The sequence below is a fragment of the Streptomyces sp. NPDC006643 genome (genome assembly GCF_042870175.1).
In the GTDB taxonomy this organism is placed as follows: Bacteria; Actinomycetota; Actinomycetes; order Streptomycetales; family Streptomycetaceae; genus Streptomyces.
The window spans coordinates 74489-92365 of the sequence record NZ_JBIAHA010000007.1 but is presented as its reverse complement, the minus strand read 5'-3'; the positions used below and the strand labels follow the sequence as shown (position 1 = coordinate 92365).

Here is a 17877-nt window from a genome sequence, read left to right as displayed (position 1 = left end):
CGGCGGTCCATGATCAGAGCCACCGGCCTGGAGAAGTCCTACGGACGCGGGGACGAGCGGGTGAAGGTGCTCGACGGCATCGACCTGTCCGTCGAGCGCGGCACGGTCTTCTCCCTGCTCGGCCCGAACGGCGCGGGCAAGACGACCGCCGTACGGATCCTCGCCACACTCGCCGACGCCGACGGCGGCACGGCCACGGTGGCGGGTTACGACGTACGGACCCAGCGGCGCCAGGTGCGCCGGGCCGTCAGCCTCACCGGCCAGTTCGCCTCGGTGGACGAGAAGCAGACCGGCGAGGAGAACCTGCGCATGATGGCGCGCCTCGGCGGCCTGTCACGCGCGGCGGCGCACCGCCGGGCCGCGGAGCTGCTGGAGCGGTTCGGCCTCACGGCCGCCGGGCGGCGGCTCGCGGGCACCTACTCCGGCGGTATGCGGCGCCGGCTCGACCTGGCCGCCGGGCTGGTCGGCGAACCGCGGGTCATCTTCCTGGACGAGCCGACGACCGGTCTCGACCCGCACAGCCGCCAGGAGCTGTGGCAGGTGGTGCGCGGTCTGTCGGCGGGCGGCTCCACGGTCTTCCTCACCACCCAGTATCTGGAGGAGGCCGACCAGTTGTCGGACCGTATCGCCGTACTCGACGGCGGTCGGCTGGTCGCCGAGGGCACCGCGGCGGAGCTGAAGCGCCGGGTCTCCGGGCACCGTCTCGATCTGGTGGCGGCCGACGCGGCGGCGTACGAGCGCCTCGCGCCGCTCGCCGTACATCTGTCGCCCGAGACGCTGACGCTCGGCCTGCCGACGGACGGCACGGCGGCGCGGGTACGGGCGCTGCTGGACGAGATCGACCCGCGACGCCAGGACATCGCGAGCTTCACCGTGCACAGCGCCACGCTCGACGACGTGTTCCTGGCCCTGACCGGCCGGGGACGGACCACCGGGGAGCCGACCCATGTCTGACACCACGACGATGTCCCCGGCCGGCCGGGCGCTGAACAACTCCCTTGTCATGACGGGCCGTTCGATCCGGCTCAGCACCCGCAACGTCGACGCGATCCTCACCTCGCTGATGCTGCCGATCATGCTGATGCTGATCTTCGTCTATCTCTTCGGCGGCGCGATCAGCACCGGTACGGGCGATCCGTACGTCTCCTACGTCGTGCCCGGCGTCCTGCTGCTCTGCGCCGGTTTCGGCTCGTCCGGCACGGCGGTGAGCGTCAACGAGGACATGAAGGGCGGCATCATCGACCGGCTGCGCTCACTCGACGTCGGCGGCGCGTCGATCCTCGCGGGCCATGTCGCCTCCAGCACCGTCCGCAACACCGTCTCGACGGTCCTGGTCCTCGCCGTGGCCCTGCTGATCGGCTTCCGCCCCTCCCCGACCCTCCCGGGCGCCCTCACGGCGGCGGGCCTGCTGCTCGCCTTCATCGTGGCGATCTCCTGGCTGGCGGCGGCTGTCGGTCTGCTCACCAAGTCCCCGGAGGCGGCCGGGGCGTTCTCGTTCTTCATGATGTTCCTGACCTACCCCAGCAGCACGTTCGCCCCGATCGACACGATGCCGAGCTGGATCCACGCCTTCGCCCACCACCAGCCGGTCACCCCGGTCATCGAATCCCTGCGCGGCCTCCTGCTGGACCGCCCGGTGGGCGCGGACCCCTGGATCGCACTGGCCTGGTGCGCGGGAATCCTGCTGACGGCGATGACACTGTCGGGCCGCCTGTTCAGAACCCGCACGGCCTGAACCCCACGCCCCTCACCCACCGGCCCCGATCAGATCCCCGCCCGGCAGCGCCCGCGCGAGATACGGATGGGCGAGATGCCGGGCGCGCAGCCCCAGTGAGGCGGTGGCACCGGAGAGCGTCAGGGAGTACGAGTCGACCGCCCTGCGGACGTTGGGCGCGTCGAGGCTCACACCGGTGAGGAGCCGGTCCAGGTCGATGTAGGCGGAGCGGACGATCTCCATCCAGCGGTAGAACCGCCAGTCCTCCTCCCAGCCTTTGGTGTAAGGGGAGTTCAGCTTTCTGCACCACCGACGGAACATCCGCTCCCGGATCTGCGGGGTGTGCGGGGTCAGATGGAGATGCCGGACGAGGTCGTAGAGGGGGTCGCCGATCATCGCCATCTCCCAGTCGATGATCGTCAGGCTGTCGTGTGTCTCGTTCCTGATGAGATTCCAGGGGTTGAGATCACCGTGCAGCAGCGCGGGGGTGCGATGGAGGACGCACTTGCGCCCCAGAAGAAGCTCCCGCAGCCGGTCGGAGTTGGGCAGCCCGAGCACGGCCGCGAGACGGAGCGACTCCTTGGGCAGTTCGGCGACCATCTCGATGAGCCGGCCGCTGAGCCACTGGTAGAAGTCGTCGTACACGGCGGTGGGATCGACAGTCTCCGTCGGCACCCCGGTCAGTGCGCACAACTGGTCGACCAGATCGTCCGCCTCGCGCAGCGTGAGCCCGTCGACGGGATGCTCGGGCGGTTGCGTGCCGCCCGCCGGCCCGACGTAGGAGTGAATGACGAACTGGTCGTCCAGATTGCTGATGCCCCGCGCCAGGACCTCCGGGGCGCGCACCTCGTCCCGTACGGGTTCGAGCGCGTGGAGCACATGGTGCTCGTCGAGGAACCTGCGCTCCCTGCGGCTGCTGCCGTCGAGCCTGCGCCGTACGACCACCGTCTCGCCGTCCCGGCCCGCCCGGACAACGGTGTTGAGGTGTCCGGTGCCCTTGAAGACCTGGTCGGCCCCCGCCGCGCCCTCCGCCGACAGCGCCTGCGAGACGGCCTCCAGCGGATACCCGCTCCACCGGTGGACCTCCTCGTCGGCCACCCAGGGCACCGCACCGACGGGATACCGCACCTGGGCCTCGCGGCCCGGCTGCGCCGCGTGCCACCGGTACAGGGCCTTGCTGATCTCCGCCGCCCCGACGACACCACCGAGCCGCAGCGGCTCGCGCGCCAGTTCGAGCGCCGCCTGAACCGCCTCGGTGGCCTTCTCCAGCCCGAAGGGCTCGGCGGCGCGGCCCAGCGACTGGGCCGCGCGCATCACATCCGGATAGACGGACTGGGCGCGCTCGAAATCCAGATAGTGCTGAAGGTCCGTCTCCAGCCCGTTCACGGCCTCCGGCCGGACGTCCCGCATCGCCCGCGACCACGCCTCCTTGACGTAATCCCATTGGTGCACGGGATAACGCATGCGTACGAGGTGGGTGGCGAGGTCGTGCAGCGGGTCGCCGTACGAAGCCAGCTCCCAGTCGACGCAGATCAACGGCGCCTTGGGCTTGAAATAGGAGAGAATCACATTGTCCCGGTGCAGATCCGTGTGCAGCAGGCTGAATGGCCTGGTGCACATCGGCGGGACTCGCCCGGCGAACTCGCTCATGGCCCCTTCGGGCACACCGAGAGCAGCGAACAGCCCGCCGAAGACGGCCCGGTTGGGGCGCCGGACCTGCTGGTCCGTCAGCACCGCGAGCGTACGGAGAAAGGAGCGGGTCGCGCCGTCCCTCGGCCAGGAGGCGGGCAGCTCGGGCAGATGCGCCCGGCGGACGGCGGTCATCTCGGCGAACATGCCCGCCAGCGCCTGGAGCAGTTCGGGGTCGAGTGGTCTGCCGTCGGAGCAGATCGTGGAGAGCGGAACCCCCTCCACATAGCTGTGGACGGCGAACTCGTCCATCCTGACCAGGCATTCGGGGACGTTCTTCAGCCTGCCCTTGATGGCCTTGAGGATCTCGGACTCGTCCAGCCAGGTCCGGAGCACCACCGGCAGTACATCGGGATGCCTTCGCCGCAGCATGACCTGCGTACCGGGCTCCAGCCCGAGTGGAGCGGCCAGTTTCTCGGGCGGCGCGACCAGATAGTTCTCGTTGTGATGGCCTCGCTGTCGAGCGCCCTTGTCCAAGGCGTACCGCACGAAGTTGTCGTACGGACTCGACCACGCGTTTTCGGACACCTGTGCTCTGCACCTCACGGGGGACTGCCCACAGAGACGGTGCTTGGCGAATGACCGACAGCCGGTGGGGTGCACATCCTAACCACCAACCCGCTGGTCCCATGCGTCACTTGGATCAGACTCTGCCAACCGGGGGGCCGATTACTCCAGGCGTGTCGACGGTGACTGCGCAGACGAATCCGCGCCAAGTATTGCCCAGTGCTTGTCAAACCATGTTTGCGCGGAATCAACAAAGAGTGATCCCTGGGATTCCAAGTCCTGATCTTTCATGTAATGGAAGAGCGTCGCACCGAGTCCCAGTACGTCGAGTGCCTCGACCTCCACGCCGTCGTCCAGCCGCATCGCCCGCTCCGTCAGCACATACAGACCGTGCAGCGCCTGGGCCTCGTTGAGCAAATAGAGCTTGAAGGTGGGGGTGAAGGGCGCGGTCCTGACCTGGACGTCCACCGCGTTCACCAGCTTCTCCGTCTGAAGGTCCTCCAGGGCGGCCCGCAGGGACTCCGTGTGCCGCCGGGTGATCCGCCGCAGCCGGTCGAGGGGTCTGGCGTCCTCGGTGTTGTCCTTGTCCTTCAGCCGGGGGTACGCGAGGGTGCTGCCCTGCGCCGGCAGGAGCAGCCGCACCGAGATGCTCGCCGGGCGGATCTCCTCGTTCCGCACCCGCAGCGCCTGGAGCCGGATGTGGGTGTCCAGGGATTCGGAGGTGAGCGTGGCCACGTCCAGGGTGACGTCCTGCGCCTCGAATGCCTCCGCGATGAAGGGCCCGAGCGCCGGACGGCCGCTGTGCGTCGGCAGGGCCGAGCTGGTGTGGATGTGCTGCCGCTCCTCGGTCTGCGCGCTGAGCACCCGCGATCCGATGCCCTGTCTCGACTCGATCACACCGTCCTCGACCAGGACGCGCAGCGCCCGCTGGACGGTGTCACGTGAGACACCGAACTGCACCACCAGTTGACGCTGGGGCGGCAGGTACTGGCCCACGGGATGGATCCCGTCGCCGATCTCCGCCCGCAGCGCGTCGGCGATGCGCTGGAACTCCCAGCCCTCACTGCCTTCGAACCGGTCACCTGCCATGACCCGACCGTACAACTCCGGACCGGTTGACACCCCCTCTTTCAGCCAACCCACCACTGGAGAGCCCCGACCCGTTAACCGATCAGTCAACAAGGGCACCAATAAGGCAACTTGACTGACTGGATCGCTCAGTTGACTGGTCAGTGGCTCGGGGTGAGGGAGGAGCCGACCATGTCACCGACACCCATGGCACCGTCACTGCTCCGCCCGTGCCCCCGGCAGCCCCTGCTGGCGGCGGACCGCGTCCAGGACCGGTCGCATCGACGGGACGATGGTGGTCGCGCCCACGCCCAGCAGGAGCTTGCGCTTCCGCTCGTTACGCGCGTAGCCGACGAAGGCGACGCCCGCCTTGCGAGCCGCTACGCAGTCCGCGGGGGTGTCACCGATCATCAGTGCCCGCCCCGCGGCGACGCCCGTGGAGTCCAGGGCCCGCAGCAGGCAGTCCGGATCCGGCTTGAGCCGGAGCAGATCCCGCGTACGGCCATGGAGATGAGGCCCGAAGCAGTCAACCAGTCCACGGGCGGTCAGGTAACGCTCCACGATGGCGGCCGAGTTGTTGGTCGTGATGGCCAGTCCGTAGCCGCGCCGTCGGAGTGCCTCGATCAACGCGTCCGCGTCCGGTGTGGGCTCCGCCGTTTCCGTGGCACGCAGTTCGTGCCCGGTGAGCTGGGATTCCAGTTCCGCGAGGAACTCACTGCCCGGAGCGGTGAGTGCGACGGCGCGCAGCACGGCGTGCGGGTCGCCCGAGCGGGCGTCGTCCTCGGACAGCAGGTCCGCCTGCCCTCGCCGACGGAGCCAGTCCACCAGGTCGGCGGCCACGCCGGCCGCGGGATATCCGGCGAACAGGCGGCAGACGGGGCCGTCGAAGTCGAAGAGCACGCACGTGGTCGCATCGAAGAGTTCGCGGAGGTCAGCCACATCGTTCCGTCCGTCGACAACAGGTCAGCAACTACGCGGGGGTTGGATCCGTTCCGGCACCTGCCCCGTGTCGCGGGAAACGCCGGACTCCCGGCGCGGAGAGTCCTGGGTGGGCAGCGGACTCCCGACCACGCAAGAACGCTACCTCGTGACCCCCGAGTACGGCCCCCAACAGCCCCATACCCCTCACTGTGCCGACAACCACCGCCAACTCGGCGGCGGCTTGCGGCTGTTGATCACCCGGCGCTGCCGTCAGCCCAGATTGAGATCCGTCGCGATGGTCGTCCACAGCGCGTCGAACCAGGCCTGCGACTGCACCACGAAGGCGTGGTCCCGATGAGGCTGCCCGGGCCCGGCGTCCGCCCCGAACGAGAAGAGCGGCGACTCGCCCCCCAGGGCGTCGTACATCGCCACCGGCCGCCGGTTGATCTGCTCCTCGCGCTCCGTGACCCGGTAGTACGCGAACAGCGCCTCCGTGCCGTTGAGGAGATACAGCTTCACCGGCGGGGTGAAGGGCAGCGCCTTGAACTGCACGTCCACGTCGATGCCGTGCGCCGCGCCCAGACCCCGCAGATGGTCGCTGAGGACGGTGCCGTGCGCGTTGCGCATCGTGAGCCAGCGGCGGTGGACGGGATCGGCCTCCTCGGGGCTGCTGATCATCCGGGGAAAGGCCAGATCGATGTCCCGGTTGGGCATCAGCACCCGCACCGTGACGGTGGCCGGCATGGACTCACGGGTGTGGACGAGTCTGCGCTGCTCGCCGAGGGCCGCGCTCAGCGACTCCGCCGTCAGACACAGGGCGTCTATCCGGACGTCGGACGCGCCGAAGGCCGCGGTGATCCGGGGGCCCAGCGCGACCATCGTCTCCCGGGGAGTGCCGTCAGCCGCCTCCGTACGGGCGGAGCGATCGGCGACTCGGGCCGGGGAACCCCGGGTGACCTCGGTGAGCAGCCCCTCCTGCTGGAGGAACTTCAGGGCCTGGCGGACCACACTGCGCTGTACCCCGAACTCCTCGACCAGGACGGCCTGTGTCGGCATGGCGTCGCCCACGGCGAGGTCACCGGACTCGATCCGCCCACGGAGAGCCTTCGCCACGTCCTGCGACGTGGGCTTCCCCGTGCCGTTCAGTGCGCTGCTTTCAGGGTTCACACAAGAACGTTACAACTTACGGCCATCTCGCGTCAGGTGCCTGGAGTTGGTTACGTCATCCAACTACTGGGAACAACTTCAGTAGTTGGCAACCAAGTCGCAAGACTTGGCGGAACTACTCGCTCCACTCAGCAGCACCCGCCGACTCACATCCGCACCCGCAACCGCACTCGCACCCGTCCACTGCCGTACGGGCTCGCACCACGCGCTTCCAGTCGCGTCCCTCACGCTTCGTGCCACGCACCGCGCAGCTCTGAGTTCTCCACTCTGTCCGGAGGGGCCGTCATGCCTGTCTTCACTCTGATACTCGAACAAGCCGTCCAACTGAAATACGGCGTCTTAGGGGCTGGGGCGTTCCTCATGCTCACCGGCGGCATCAGGTTCAGGAATTCGACCTGCGCCGGTATCGGCGCCGTGGTGCTGGCCCTGCTGTTCATGCAGCCGGGGATGGGCTGACCGCTCGCCGGTCCGCCCGCCCCGCCCGTCGCCCCGTCCCCGTCAGAACATGTCCGGGCACCAGGGCCGGCGGGGGGTGCGGAACAGGGTGTCCGTGCGGGATGCCGCGCCCGGGGTGTTCTCCGTCAGGGTGCCCAGTGCCGACAGGCGTACCGCCGACTCGTCGCCCAGGTAGAGCGCGCCCAACTCCCGCACGTCCAGCGTCAGATCGGGCGACGCGGTGGTCGGTGCGCAGGTCGTGCCGGACGGGGTGGTGTCCAGGCGGTAGCGGCCCGAGGCCAGGGACGCCCGGTCGTGGACGTCCAAAACCAGGGTGCCGGACGCCGCGTACGTACGGGACTCCAGCGCGCGTACGGTGTCCAGGATCCGCACCCACAGGAAGTCCGCCTGCGTGACGACCCTCGCCGCGCGCGGGTCCGGCAGGAAGAACGGCAGCAGGTCGTCGGGGGCCCGGCGGCCGGTGCGGACCGTGGTGATCCAGTCGATCGAGCAGACGAAACCCCACAGCGCCCGCTCCGCCGCCGTCGTCACGGCGATCGCGTCGAGCACCGTCGCCGTGTTCAGCGGCTGCTTGGCGTCGCCCCACACCTCGTCCACCCGGTAGGTCAGCACCCCCTCGACCTCGCCCGACGCGGCGCGGTACACCGCGTGGAACGGCTCGGTCCACGGCGTGCCGTGCGAGGGGGCCGTGCCCGTGAGGACCTGCCACCAGCGCTCGTTGCGGCTGACCACGCCGTGGCCGACGGCGCTCAGCCGGTCGTGCAGTGCGGGGCCCAGCTTCCGTACCTCCGCGCCGTCGGCCAGATCGACCCGCCCGCCGTCGTCCGGCTGTCCCGACCGGCGCCGGTCCAGGCCGGCGCGCGGCACGTCGATCGACCAGTCGGTGAACCAGGTGGCGGGGCCGAAGCCGTACCGCCCGTAGATCGGATACTCCGCGGCGATCAGCGTCGACACGACGTCGCCGCGCTCCTTCGCCTCCGCCAGGTCGTCGTCGACCATGCGGCTGAGCAGCCCGCGGCGGCGGTGCGTGGCCGAGACCGTGACGTTGGAGATCGCGCCGGCCGGCAGCCGGGCGCCGCCGACGGCGGTCAGCTCCTGCGGGAAGGTGCGGTACGTCGCCACGCACCGGCCCTCGTCGAACGCGCCCCGCATCCGGCTCACGTCCATGTACGCCCGGCGGCCGGCGACATCCTCCTCGCTCACCCCGGGCGCCCGGAGAAAGCCGGTGTTCAGGGCGCGGAGCCAGTCGGGGAATTCGGAATCGCTGATCACTCGGACGTCGATGGCCATGCTCCGTACGCTAAACACAGACGGGCCGCGATGTCCCCCGGATTTTCCCCCCCACGACCGGGTCAGAACACCGCGCGTACCTCGCCGACCTCCGCCTCGCCGCCCAGCAGCGGCGCGCGGCCGATCCGGGTCACCACCGGTTCCTCGACCCCCAGCAGCCCCAGCGCCCGCGCCAGCACCGGCCCCAGCGCCCGCTGGCCGCCGTCGTCCACCTTGAACGCCAGCGCCCGGCCGTCCGCCAGCGCCACCGCCTGCACGGCCTCCGCGCCCATCTTCGACAGCGCCCCCGGCACCTCGCGCATCAGCCAGGTGTCGTGCCTGCGCGTACCGGCCACATAGCGCGGGTGGGCGCGCATCGCGTCCGCGACCCGGCGCTCGGCCGTGCCCGGCTCGGCGAGTACGAAGTGGCGGAAGGCGCGGGCGAGTCCGGTGAGGCTGATGGCCATCAGCGGGGCGCCACAGCCGTCCGTACCGACCGCAGCGACCGGCTCCCCCGACGCCTCCTCGACCACCTCGGCGACGAGCCGCTGAAGCGGATGGGACGGCTCCAGATACGTGGCGAGCGGCCAGTCGTTGCGTACGCAGGCCGCCAGCATCGCCGCGTGCTTGCCCGAGCAGTTCATGGTGACCCGGTCCCTGACCCGCCCCGCCGCCAGATACGCCTCGGCCTCCACCGGGTCCAGCGGCAGATCGGCCGGGTTCAGCAGATCGTCCGCCGTCAGCCCCGACTCGGACAGCATCCGCTGGACGAGATCGAGGTGGAAGTCCTCGCCGGAATGGCTGGCCGCCGCCAACGCCAGCCGCTCACCGGACAGTTCGGCCCCGGCGCGCAGGACGGCCGCCGCCTGGAGGGGCTTGTTGCTGGAGCGCGGGAAGACCGGGGCGGCCACATCGCCGAGCGCGAACTCCACACCGCCGTCGGCCGCGAGCAGCACCAGCGAGCCGCGGTGCCCGCCCTCCACGAAACCGGACCGCACGACCTCCGCGAGGACCGGGGACACGACAGCGGCGCTGTCACCGGACGTGGTTCTGCGAGTCGTCATCATCGGCCTTCCGGGCGGGGACCGCTCCGAAAAGGCAGTCACGGCATTACGTGAGCAGGTCGTCTACTTGGGCTTCTCCCTCACGGTACCTGCGGGCGATCTCCGCGCTGCACTCGTCCGCCGTCCGCTGAAGCAGATGCCGGCGCTGCGAAACCTGCTGCTCATGACGGACAAGACGGCCCATCGCGGCCCGCAACTCCTCATCCGTACGGGCTTCCAGGTCCGACAGCTCCACCTCGGCGAGCGCCTCGGCGGCCAGCAGCCGGAACTCCTCGCTGCGCGGTGTGGAAAGAGTCACATGCCGCGCGGAGGACCGGTGCAGGGACGGGGTGTCCGCCAGGATCTCGGACAGCCGGTCCACGACGGGCGTCTCGGGCGCCGCCCGGCGGGCCAGTTCGGCCCGCAGGATGTCGATACGGCCCTGGAGCAGCCGGCGCAGATAGCTCAGGTCGGCCTCGTCGCGCGTCGCGTCCCGCCGCAGGGCACGCAACTCCGGCAGCCGCAGGGCGTGCTCACCGCCCGGTGCCCGCTGCGCGGGGGGCCGGACCGTCGCCGCACCGGCACCGGCACCGGCGCCCCTGCCGGACGTCGTACCGCCGATGATCGGTACAGGACCGGGCGACTGCCCGGCACCAGATGTGCTCATGCGCGCCTACTTCCCCTCGCTCCGCCTGCGTGCATCGTGCCACTCCTGCACGTGCACATGCAGGCGATCTGCACCCGTTCGGCCCTGGATGGGCGTAGGTCCGTCCCTGGATAGGTTGGTCCTCATGCGAGCTGTGGTGCAGAGAGTCGACGGCGCGAGCGTCGCCGTGGCGACGGAGTCGGGGACCGAGACGGTCGGCGAGATCGTGGGCGAGGGGCTGTGTGTGCTGGTGGGAGTCACCCACGAGGACACCGCGGAGAAGGCGGCCCAACTGGCCCGCAAACTCTGGACACTACGGATCCTGACGGACGAGAAGTCCTGTTCGGACGCGAACGCCCCACTGCTGGTGATTTCGCAGTTCACTCTCTACGGGGACGCCCGGAAGGGCCGCCGCCCGACCTGGAACGCCGCAGCTCCGGGGGCGGTGGCCGAGCCGCTGGTCGACGAGGTGGTGGCGCGGCTGCGGGAACTCGGGGCGACCGTCGAGACGGGCCGGTTCGGAGCGGACATGCGCGTCTCGCTCACGAACCACGGCCCGTTCACGGTCCAGTTGGAGATGTGACGCCAAGACACGTCACGTCAGGACAGGACAAGTCACGGAGTGCGGAGGCTCAGACCTCCACGACCGCTTCCTGCGCCGCCGCCGTGTTCCCCGCCATCAACTGCGCGTCCAGCGGCACGTTGCGCTTGACCAGGGCCAGCGCGATCGGCCCCAGTTCGTGATGGCGGGCCGACGTCGTGATGAAGCCGATCTGCCGGCCGTCCTCGCCGTCGGCCGCCAGACGTACCGGCGTACCGTGCCCCGGCAGCAGCACCTCGCTGCCGTCCAGGTGCAGGAAGACCAGCCGGCGCGGCGGCTTCCCCAGGTTCTGCACGCGCGCCACCGTCTCCTGGCCCCGGTAGCAGCCCTTCTCCAGATGGACGGCGCTGCCGATCAGGCCCAGCTCGTGCGGGATGGTCCGGTGGTCGGTCTCGAAGCCCAGCCGCGGCCGGTGGCCCTCGATCCGCAGCGCCTCGTACGCGAGGATCCCGGCCGGCGGGCCGTTCTCACGGGCGTACGACTCCAGGTCGGCGCGGGGCAGGAAGATGTCCCGGCCGTACGGCGTCTCCCGTACGACGGCCCCGTCCGGCGCCTCGGCGATGGATCCGGCCGGGACATGGACAACGGCGATGTCGTCCGTACGGTCGGCGACCTCCACGCGGTAGAAGAACTTCATCGACTCCAGATAGCCGATCAGCGCCTCCTGCGTGCCGGGCTCGACATGCGCCCACACCGTCTCGCCGTCGTCCACGAGGGACAGAGCGTGCTCGATGTGGCCGTTCGCGGAGAGGATCAGCGCCTCGGTGGCCTGGCCGACGGGCAGCGCGCTGACGTGCTGGGTGAGCAGCAGATGGAGCCAGCTCAGCCGGTCGTCGCCGGTGACGGTGACGACACCGCGGTGCGAGAGGTCCACCAGGCCCTTGCCGTCGGCGAGCGCCCGTTGCTCGGGGAACAGATCGCCGTAGTGCGCGGCGACACCTTCGTCCTGGCCTTCGGCGGCCACGGCACCGGGCAGGGAGAGGAGCGGGCTGGTTGTCGACTGTCGCTGCATGACGACAAGCGTACGACCGGTCTACGATTCGCCGCTCGCCGCACGGGCGGTGCACTTCTCGCACCTGCCGAAGATCGCGAAATGCTTCATGTCCGTGGTGAAACCGAACGTGTCCCGCAGCTTGTCCGTGAAGTCCGTGGCGACCGAGACGTCCGCCTCGATGACGTTCGTGCAGTCGCGGCAGACCAGATGGATGTGGTGGTGCCGGTCCGCGAGGTGGTACGTCGGCGCACCGTGCCCCAGATGCGCGTGGGAGACGAGGCCCAGCTCCTCCAGCAGCTCCAGCGTCCGGTAGACGGTGGAGATGTTCACGCCGGACGCCGTCCTGCGTACTTCGACCAGGATGTCGTCCGGCGTCGCGTGTTCCAGGGTGTCGACGGCTTCGAGGACAAGCTGGCGCTGCGGGGTCAGGCGGTAGCCGCGCTGCCTCAGGTCACTCTTCCAGTCGGTGCTCACCACACGCCCAGTGTAGGCAGCGCGGGCCCGTCAGGTCGGCTACTCGTCGGCTACTCGTCGGCTACGGGCATTCGCCGGGTACTCGCCGGACGCTCGCCGAGTACTCGTCGGCTACTTGAAGAAGGCGATGCCGTCGTCCGGCAGATCGCCCAGGTCCTTCGCCCAGGCCGCGACCTGCTCCGGGGTGACGATCTTCTTCAGATGCGCCGACATGTACGCCCGCAGCGGGACCTCGGGGGTGGACTTCTCGCCGACCCACATCAGGTCGCTGTTGACATAGCCGTAGAGCCGCTTGCCACCGCTGTAGGGGTCGGCGGAGGCCGTCCGCGCGACCGCGTCCGTGACGAGGTCGATCTGCGGCTTCTGGTCGGCCAGCTCCCCGTACCAGATCTCCACGATGCCCTGGTCACGGACCATGACGACCTCGACCTTGCGGTTCTTGTCGATGCGCCAGTAGCCGGACTCGGACTCGATGGGGCGGAGCTTGTTGCCGTCGGCGTCGAGTGCCCAGGTGTGCGAGGCGTACTCGATGAAGTCCCGGCCGTCGTGGCTGAAGGAGACTTCCTGGCCGAAATTGGCCTTCTCCTCGCCGGGGAAGTCGAAGACACCCACGCCCTCCCAGTCACCGAGGAGGAAGGCGAGCGGGACAAGGTCCGGGTTGAGGTCGGACGGGATCTCGATCATGAGCGGCTCAGGCGATCTGTAGAGAGGCGAGATGCGGGAGGGGTGCGTTGCGGGAGGGGTGCGTTCGGGAGACGTGAGGGGCGGAACGGGGCGGGGATCAGTTCTGGCCCTGGTACAGCTTCTTCACGGTCAGCACCGCGAAGGCCGCGATCGCCACCGCGATCAGGGCGAGCAGGGCGGAGAAGAAGTTCTCAAGCACAGGGTGCTCCTCGGAGTGCGTCGGGGCGGTGCAGGGCCGGTCCCCAGCCTAATGGGTGGGAACCGGCCGCTCTCCGCGCCCCTCAGCCGAGGAGCTGGTTCTGGAGAACCACCGTCTGCTCGAACGGCACCGCCGGCGTGGAGCCCTTACGGGACTGGACGATCAGCGCGATGGTGTCCCCGGCGGTGATGTAGGCGTGCCGGACATGGACGGGGCCGCGCGGCGTGGTCTCGTCGTAGACGTACGTCTCGGTCCCGCTGACACCACCCTCCACCCCGGACCCGCTGTCGTCGGAGGAGGACAGCTTCTCGACGTCCGTCAGCCGCTGCGGGGCGTCCGTGGCGCCCTGGAGGTGGCTGCCGAAGAAGAACAGCTGGGACGCGCCGGTGTTGAACCGCAGCAGGTAGACACGGGTGGAGGTGCCGTCGTCCGCCATGGTCCAGCCGCGTGCCGCGATATGGCGCAGGCCGTTGTCGCGGAGGTCGGCGGCCATCGAGCCGCGGGTGTCCTCGGCGTACTCCTGGAGGAAGCGGCTGACCGGCACCCGGCTCTTCGTGCCCTTCTCGGCGGCGAGTGCCGGGTCCGGGCGGCTCCCTTCCGGCGCGGGCAGCAGGAGCTGCTCCAGGTCCGCGTAGTGGATCGCGCCCCGGACGGCGAGCGGACCCTGCGCGCCGGCGGGCAGGGTCGGCTTGACGAGCGTCGGGTACGTCCAGCGGCCGTCGCCCCGGGTGCCCAGGGTGGGGATGTCCGTGCGCTCACGGTCGGTGACGGTGTACGCGACGGTCGTGCCGAGCGCGCCGAAGACGGCCACGGCGGCGGTCCAGCGCAGGGCGGCGAACAGCGCGGCGGTACGGCGGCGGGGCGCGGGCTCCGGCGCGGACGCGGGGGCCGTGACCGGGGGCGCGGGGGCCGTGACCTCCTCGACGGGCGAGATGGCGGCGGTGGCCGTGCCGATGGTGCTGGTCGTGGTGGTGTCGGTCGTGGTGGTGGAGGTCGGGTCGCTCATGCGGATGCCTCCGGGGACACGACATGGTTGAGCTGGGCGGCGACCACGCGGGCGACCTCTTCCGTGTCCAGTTTCTCGGCGCCGTACGCGTACGCGGTGATCAGTACGTCGTGCACGTACGCGCCGCACAGCATGGCGTCCAGCTTCCGGCCCTCGGCGTCCGGCAGCAGATAGCAGTCGGCGTCGCCGTTCGCCTTGACCGGCGGGCCCTCGCGGAGACCGCCGAGGATGTTCCCGGTGTCCGACCGGAACCGGGAGAGCGCGCGGTCGGCCCCGGCCTCGGCGACCCGCGCGAGGTGCAGCTCCACGACGAACCGGCTGTCCGCCGCGGTGTAGCTGCGCCGGGCGCCGCCGGTGAACGTCAGCTTCTTCAGAGCCTTGGCGACGCGATCCCGCTCGCCCGCTTCGAGACCCCGTACGGCTTCCCCGGCGTGCTGGGCGGTACGCGCGGCGTCCAGCACGTCGTCGTTGCCGAGCGGGACGATGTCCGGGCCCGGCTGATAACCGTCCGGCACGGGCAGCAGCATGGCGCCGACACCCACGGGCACAAGGGGCTTCTCGTCGGTGGCGGGCTTCTTGTCCGATGCCGGCCAGGCGCGGGTGGGGGCGGTGCGATCGGCCTCGCCGGCCTTGCCGACGGCCCAGATCCCGCCGCCTACGGCGACGGCGAGCGCGAGCACGGCCGACACCCCGGCGACGACGCGCCTGGGGAGGCGCCGGGGCGGCGTGTCCGAGCCGATGACGTCGTCGCCGGGGGCGGCCGGCCGCTGGTCGTCGGTCACAGGAGCTCCAACTGCCGCTTGGCGAGGGCCTCGAACGCCTTCTTCGGCACCGGGCCCCGGTTGTTGTCGTAACGGATGTCCATGACGAGGTCACCGCGGAACGCGAGGGCGCGCGCCTGGTAGTACGGCTCGTAACCCGGCCGCCGGTCCGGCTCGTCGAACACCCACGTACGGCCGCTCCCGCTGCCCGGGATGGCCGAGCCCTTGTTGCCCGCCCAGTCGTCGTCGCCCATGTACCGCTGCTGGTTGGCCGCGAACGCCGACGCCTCCAAGCTCTGTTCGTCACGGAACTGGATGATCGTGACCGACACGTAGACCGAGCCGCCCTCCGACCAGCCGACCGTCGCGGCACGCCGGAAACGGCTCTGCACCAGGTCCTCGAAGATGGCGTCGGGCTGCTCGAACTCGGACGAGAAGTCCGGCAGATCGAGCCAGCCGGCCTTCTTCTCGGTCCGCGCGCCCGCCGGCTTCTTCACCAGCAGCTCGCGCAGATCACCGTCACTCGCGACCCACCGGTTCGCCGACAGCGACCGCGCGGTGGTCTTCCCGTCGGCCGGTACGGCCTTCGGCGCGCGCAACTCGGCCTGCGCCAGCGGCGGCAGCGGCGTGGGCTCGCGCTGGTACTGCACCGCGTACCCGGTGACGGCTCCGGCGAGTACGCCGAGCACGGCCGCCCCCGCGATGAGCGTGACGGTGCGCCGCCACCCGGGCGGGCGCGGTCTTTCGGGCGATTCCAAGAGGTCCCTCCACAGAACTGAGGCGCGGGTTCCGAATCCCGCACGTCCAGCAGACCTGTCGCGCGCCAACGGGGTTGTACAACCGCGCATTACAGTTCGGGACATGGCGAAGAAGCTCGTGATCAAGGTAACCGCCGGCGCCGACGCCCCCGAGCGCTGCTCGCAGGCCTTCACCGTGGCGGCGGTCGCCGTGGCGAGTGGGGTGGAGGTGTCCCTGTGGCTGACCGGTGAGTCGGCGTGGTTCGCCCTGCCGGGCCGGGCCGCCGCGTTCGAACTGCCGCACGCCGCACCGCTGCCCGACCTGATCGAGTCGATCCAGTCGGCGGGCCGGATCACCCTCTGCACGCAGTGCGCGGCGCGGCGGGACATCGCGGAGAAGGATGTGCTGGAGGGCGTACGGATCGCGGGCGCCCAGGTCTTCGTGAGCGAGGCGATGGCGGACGACGCGCAGGCGCTCGTCTACTGACGCCCCGGGGGTCCGGTGACCGTACGCGCGGGCCGAAATCCGTTCGCCGCCCGCGCGCCCCGCCTCCTACCGTCACCGCATGACGGCACTCGGCCCCTCCGCATCGCCCTCCCCCTTCGGACCGCCCCTCGGACCGCCCTTCGGACCGCTCCTCGACACCCGCGCCCTCTTCCCGCGCGAGCGGGACGCCCTGCTCGAACTGCTCCGGTCGCTGGACCCCGACGACTGGTCGGCGCCCACGGTCTGCCCCGGCTGGGACGTGCACGACATCGCCGGGCACCTCCTCAACGACTATCTGCGCCGTATCTCCGGCGGCCGTGACGGGCACCGGGGCGCCGTGTTCGAGAACGACGAGACGCTGCCGGCCTATCTGGCCCGGGTCAACGGCGTCTTCGCCGAGGCCACCCGCCAACTCAGCCCCCGTGTCCTGACCGACCTGCTGGCCCACCTCGGCCCCCAGCTCGACGCCCTGTGGGCGACGGTCACCCTGGACGACCCCGCCGGGGTCGACGTCTCCTGGGCGGGCACCGACGAGCCGAGCCCGGCCTGGCTGGACATCGCACGCGAGTACACCGAGTTCTGGGTCCACCAGCAACAGATCCGCGACGCGGTCGGCCGCCCCGGCGCCGACGGACCGGAGCTGCTCCACCCGGTGATCGACACGTTCATGCGCGCGCTGCCGCACACCCTGCGCGCCGAGGACCGCCCGGACGGCACGTCCGTACGCTTCGACGTCACCGGCCCGGCGGGCGGCAGATGGTCGGCGGTCCGCCGGGCCGGCCGCTGGCTCCCGTCACCGCCCACCCCGGACGCCAGGCCCGCCGCACACGTCACGACGGACCAGGACACCTTCTGGCGCCTGGCCACCCGCGGCATCACACCCGCCACCGCCCGCCACCGCACCGTCCTGACCGGCGACGAGGCACTGACCCGTACGCTGACGACACTGCTCGCGGTGGTGGCGTAAACACGAGACGCCGAACCGCCTAGGCGGACGGTGCGAGCCCCTGAGCGAACTCCCCCGCCGTCATTCCGGTGGCTTCGGTGTTCTGGGGGGCCGGGGCGGTGGGGGTGGGTTCGGGGGTTTCTTCTTGCCGTCCAGTTCGTCCCACCACTCGTCCGACTTCGGATCGCCCGACGGGTCGTCCCACCACCGGTCGTCCGGGCCGCGCGCGTTCGCCGTCATCGCCGCGATCGGCGGGATGACCATCGCGACCACGCACATGCCGATCGCCACCGGTACCGACCACAGGCGCACGAACGCCCACGCGGAGACGAACAGGGCGATGCACACGCCCATCAGCACGAAGTAGCGGCGACGACGTCGCGTATACATACATCGAGCTTACCGACGGCACGAAGGGCCGCACCCCGTCTCAGGAAGCGTCCAACCCCCTGGGGTGCGGCCCTCCGGCCGATCATGTCCTACTCAGCCATCGGATACGCGGCCATCA

Annotated in this window: 20 protein-coding genes; 6 read left to right on the top strand and 14 right to left on the bottom strand. The window is 70.4% G+C overall.

Features of this window, described 5'->3' with window-relative positions; translation table 11 throughout:
• The first annotated feature begins 9 nt into the window (after nucleotides 1–9).
• Both ACFYNU_RS11745 and ACFYNU_RS11740 read left to right on the top strand, forming a co-directional pair.
• A complete protein-coding gene (locus tag ACFYNU_RS11745) occupies nucleotides 10–954 on the top strand; it encodes an ATP-binding cassette domain-containing protein (RefSeq protein WP_356587328.1) in 945 nt (314 codons plus the stop codon).
• Nucleotides 947–1735: an ABC transporter permease gene (locus ACFYNU_RS11740; protein ID WP_356587330.1), complete on the top strand. Its 789-nt coding sequence runs from the start codon at nucleotides 947–949 to the stop codon at nucleotides 1733–1735. Before ACFYNU_RS11745 ends, ACFYNU_RS11740 begins: the two co-directional genes overlap by 8 nt.
• Nucleotides 1736–1747: 12 nt before the next feature.
• Here the strand turns inward: ACFYNU_RS11740 and ACFYNU_RS11735 are convergent, their stop codons facing one another.
• The 4 genes from ACFYNU_RS11735 to ACFYNU_RS11720 form a co-directional block, all read right to left on the bottom strand.
• Nucleotides 1748–3931: a phosphotransferase gene (locus ACFYNU_RS11735; RefSeq protein ID WP_356587332.1), complete on the bottom strand. Its 2184-nt coding sequence runs from the start codon at nucleotides 3929–3931 to the stop codon at nucleotides 1748–1750.
• A gap of 141 nt (nucleotides 3932–4072) precedes the next feature.
• Nucleotides 4073–4999: a GntR family transcriptional regulator gene (locus tag ACFYNU_RS11730; protein ID WP_356587334.1), complete on the bottom strand. Its 927-nt coding sequence runs from the start codon at nucleotides 4997–4999 to the stop codon at nucleotides 4073–4075.
• A gap of 195 nt (nucleotides 5000–5194) precedes the next feature.
• The gene (locus ACFYNU_RS11725) at nucleotides 5195–5917 is read right to left on the bottom strand and encodes an HAD-IA family hydrolase (RefSeq protein ID WP_356587336.1); all 723 of its coding nucleotides are present in this window, start codon (nucleotides 5915–5917) and stop codon (nucleotides 5195–5197) included.
• Nucleotides 5918–6169: 252 nt separating this feature from the next.
• A complete protein-coding gene (locus ACFYNU_RS11720; RefSeq protein ID WP_356587338.1) occupies nucleotides 6170–7066 on the bottom strand; it encodes a GntR family transcriptional regulator in 897 nt (298 codons plus the stop codon).
• Between the two features lie 285 nt (nucleotides 7067–7351).
• Between ACFYNU_RS11720 and ACFYNU_RS11715 the strand changes: the two genes are divergently transcribed.
• A complete protein-coding gene (locus ACFYNU_RS11715) occupies nucleotides 7352–7522 on the top strand; it encodes a hypothetical protein (protein ID WP_356587340.1) in 171 nt (56 codons plus the stop codon).
• 42 nt (nucleotides 7523–7564) lie between these two features.
• Here the strand turns inward: ACFYNU_RS11715 and ACFYNU_RS11710 are convergent, their stop codons facing one another.
• The 3 genes from ACFYNU_RS11710 to ACFYNU_RS11700 all read right to left on the bottom strand — a co-directional run bounded on the left by ACFYNU_RS11710 (nucleotide 7565) and on the right by ACFYNU_RS11700 (nucleotide 10501).
• Nucleotides 7565–8812: a GNAT family N-acetyltransferase gene (locus tag ACFYNU_RS11710; RefSeq protein ID WP_356587342.1), complete on the bottom strand. Its 1248-nt coding sequence runs from the start codon at nucleotides 8810–8812 to the stop codon at nucleotides 7565–7567.
• 62 nt (nucleotides 8813–8874) lie between these two features.
• A complete protein-coding gene (locus ACFYNU_RS11705; protein WP_356587344.1) occupies nucleotides 8875–9855 on the bottom strand; it encodes an asparaginase in 981 nt (326 codons plus the stop codon).
• A 46-nt stretch (nucleotides 9856–9901) separates the two neighbouring features.
• On the bottom strand, nucleotides 9902–10501 hold the full coding sequence (locus tag ACFYNU_RS11700) for an ABC transporter substrate-binding protein (protein WP_356587346.1): 600 nt from the start codon (nucleotides 10499–10501) through the stop codon (nucleotides 9902–9904).
• A 124-nt stretch (nucleotides 10502–10625) separates the two neighbouring features.
• Here ACFYNU_RS11700 and dtd point away from each other — a divergent pair, with 124 nt between their 5' ends.
• Nucleotides 10626–11063, top strand: a complete 438-nt coding sequence (dtd, locus tag ACFYNU_RS11695) for a D-aminoacyl-tRNA deacylase (protein WP_356587348.1) — start codon at nucleotides 10626–10628, stop codon at nucleotides 11061–11063.
• Between the two features lie 49 nt (nucleotides 11064–11112).
• On the opposite strand, the gene ACFYNU_RS11690 is transcribed toward dtd, so the two are convergent.
• From ACFYNU_RS11690 to ACFYNU_RS11665, 6 genes are all read right to left on the bottom strand, one after another.
• Entirely contained in the window at nucleotides 11113–12093 is a 981-nt protein-coding gene (locus ACFYNU_RS11690) for a folate-binding protein (RefSeq protein ID WP_356587350.1), read from the bottom strand.
• A 21-nt stretch (nucleotides 12094–12114) separates the two neighbouring features.
• Nucleotides 12115–12552, bottom strand: coding sequence for a transcriptional repressor (locus tag ACFYNU_RS11685; protein ID WP_356587352.1), 438 nt, complete (start codon nucleotides 12550–12552; stop codon nucleotides 12115–12117).
• Between the two features lie 108 nt (nucleotides 12553–12660).
• Nucleotides 12661–13233, bottom strand: a complete 573-nt coding sequence (locus ACFYNU_RS11680; protein WP_356587354.1) for an FABP family protein — start codon at nucleotides 13231–13233, stop codon at nucleotides 12661–12663.
• Between the two features lie 281 nt (nucleotides 13234–13514).
• Nucleotides 13515–14438 (bottom strand): hypothetical protein, encoded by a 924-nt coding sequence (locus tag ACFYNU_RS11675; protein WP_356587356.1) that lies wholly within the window; start codon nucleotides 14436–14438, stop codon nucleotides 13515–13517.
• Nucleotides 14435–15220, bottom strand: coding sequence for a hypothetical protein (locus ACFYNU_RS11670; protein WP_356587358.1), 786 nt, complete (start codon nucleotides 15218–15220; stop codon nucleotides 14435–14437). Before ACFYNU_RS11670 ends, ACFYNU_RS11675 begins: the two co-directional genes overlap by 4 nt.
• Nucleotides 15217–15957: a hypothetical protein gene (locus ACFYNU_RS11665; RefSeq protein ID WP_356587360.1), complete on the bottom strand. Its 741-nt coding sequence runs from the start codon at nucleotides 15955–15957 to the stop codon at nucleotides 15217–15219. Before ACFYNU_RS11665 ends, ACFYNU_RS11670 begins: the two co-directional genes overlap by 4 nt.
• Before the next feature lie 103 nt (nucleotides 15958–16060).
• Between ACFYNU_RS11665 and ACFYNU_RS11660 the strand changes: the two genes are divergently transcribed.
• Nucleotides 16061–16423 (top strand): DsrE family protein, encoded by a 363-nt coding sequence (locus ACFYNU_RS11660; protein ID WP_356587362.1) that lies wholly within the window; start codon nucleotides 16061–16063, stop codon nucleotides 16421–16423.
• A 79-nt stretch (nucleotides 16424–16502) separates the two neighbouring features.
• Nucleotides 16503–17390 (top strand): maleylpyruvate isomerase family mycothiol-dependent enzyme, encoded by an 888-nt coding sequence (locus ACFYNU_RS11655; protein ID WP_356587364.1) that lies wholly within the window; start codon nucleotides 16503–16505, stop codon nucleotides 17388–17390.
• Between the two features lie 60 nt (nucleotides 17391–17450).
• On the opposite strand, the gene ACFYNU_RS11650 is transcribed toward ACFYNU_RS11655, so the two are convergent.
• On the bottom strand, nucleotides 17451–17759 hold the full coding sequence (locus ACFYNU_RS11650) for a DUF3099 domain-containing protein (protein ID WP_356587366.1): 309 nt from the start codon (nucleotides 17757–17759) through the stop codon (nucleotides 17451–17453).
• Between the last annotated feature and the right edge of the window lie 118 nt (nucleotides 17760–17877).

What these genes read in the sequence shown, in the direction of transcription:
- ACFYNU_RS11660 (WP_356587362.1), top strand. Translation starts at nt 16,061, where the DNA reads ATGGCGAAGAAGCTCGTGATCAAGGTAACCGCCGGCGCCGACGCCCCC.
- ACFYNU_RS11680 (WP_356587354.1), bottom strand. Translation starts at nt 13,233, where the DNA reads ATGATCGAGATCCCGTCCGACCTCAACCCGGACCTTGTCCCGCTCGCC.
- ACFYNU_RS11745 (WP_356587328.1), top strand. Translation starts at nt 10, where the DNA reads ATGATCAGAGCCACCGGCCTGGAGAAGTCCTACGGACGCGGGGACGAG.
- ACFYNU_RS11740 (WP_356587330.1), top strand. Translation starts at nt 947, where the DNA reads ATGTCTGACACCACGACGATGTCCCCGGCCGGCCGGGCGCTGAACAAC.
- ACFYNU_RS11690 (WP_356587350.1), bottom strand. Translation starts at nt 12,093, where the DNA reads ATGCAGCGACAGTCGACAACCAGCCCGCTCCTCTCCCTGCCCGGTGCC.
- ACFYNU_RS11730 (WP_356587334.1), bottom strand. Translation starts at nt 4,999, where the DNA reads ATGGCAGGTGACCGGTTCGAAGGCAGTGAGGGCTGGGAGTTCCAGCGC.
- dtd (WP_356587348.1), top strand. Translation starts at nt 10,626, where the DNA reads ATGCGAGCTGTGGTGCAGAGAGTCGACGGCGCGAGCGTCGCCGTGGCG.
- ACFYNU_RS11655 (WP_356587364.1), top strand. Translation starts at nt 16,503, where the DNA reads ATGACGGCACTCGGCCCCTCCGCATCGCCCTCCCCCTTCGGACCGCCC.
- ACFYNU_RS11715 (WP_356587340.1), top strand. Translation starts at nt 7,352, where the DNA reads ATGCCTGTCTTCACTCTGATACTCGAACAAGCCGTCCAACTGAAATAC.
- ACFYNU_RS11650 (WP_356587366.1), bottom strand. Translation starts at nt 17,759, where the DNA reads ATGTATACGCGACGTCGTCGCCGCTACTTCGTGCTGATGGGCGTGTGC.
- ACFYNU_RS11700 (WP_356587346.1), bottom strand. Translation starts at nt 10,501, where the DNA reads ATGAGCACATCTGGTGCCGGGCAGTCGCCCGGTCCTGTACCGATCATC.
- ACFYNU_RS11675 (WP_356587356.1), bottom strand. Translation starts at nt 14,438, where the DNA reads ATGAGCGACCCGACCTCCACCACCACGACCGACACCACCACGACCAGC.
- ACFYNU_RS11710 (WP_356587342.1), bottom strand. Translation starts at nt 8,812, where the DNA reads ATGGCCATCGACGTCCGAGTGATCAGCGATTCCGAATTCCCCGACTGG.
- ACFYNU_RS11705 (WP_356587344.1), bottom strand. Translation starts at nt 9,855, where the DNA reads ATGACGACTCGCAGAACCACGTCCGGTGACAGCGCCGCTGTCGTGTCC.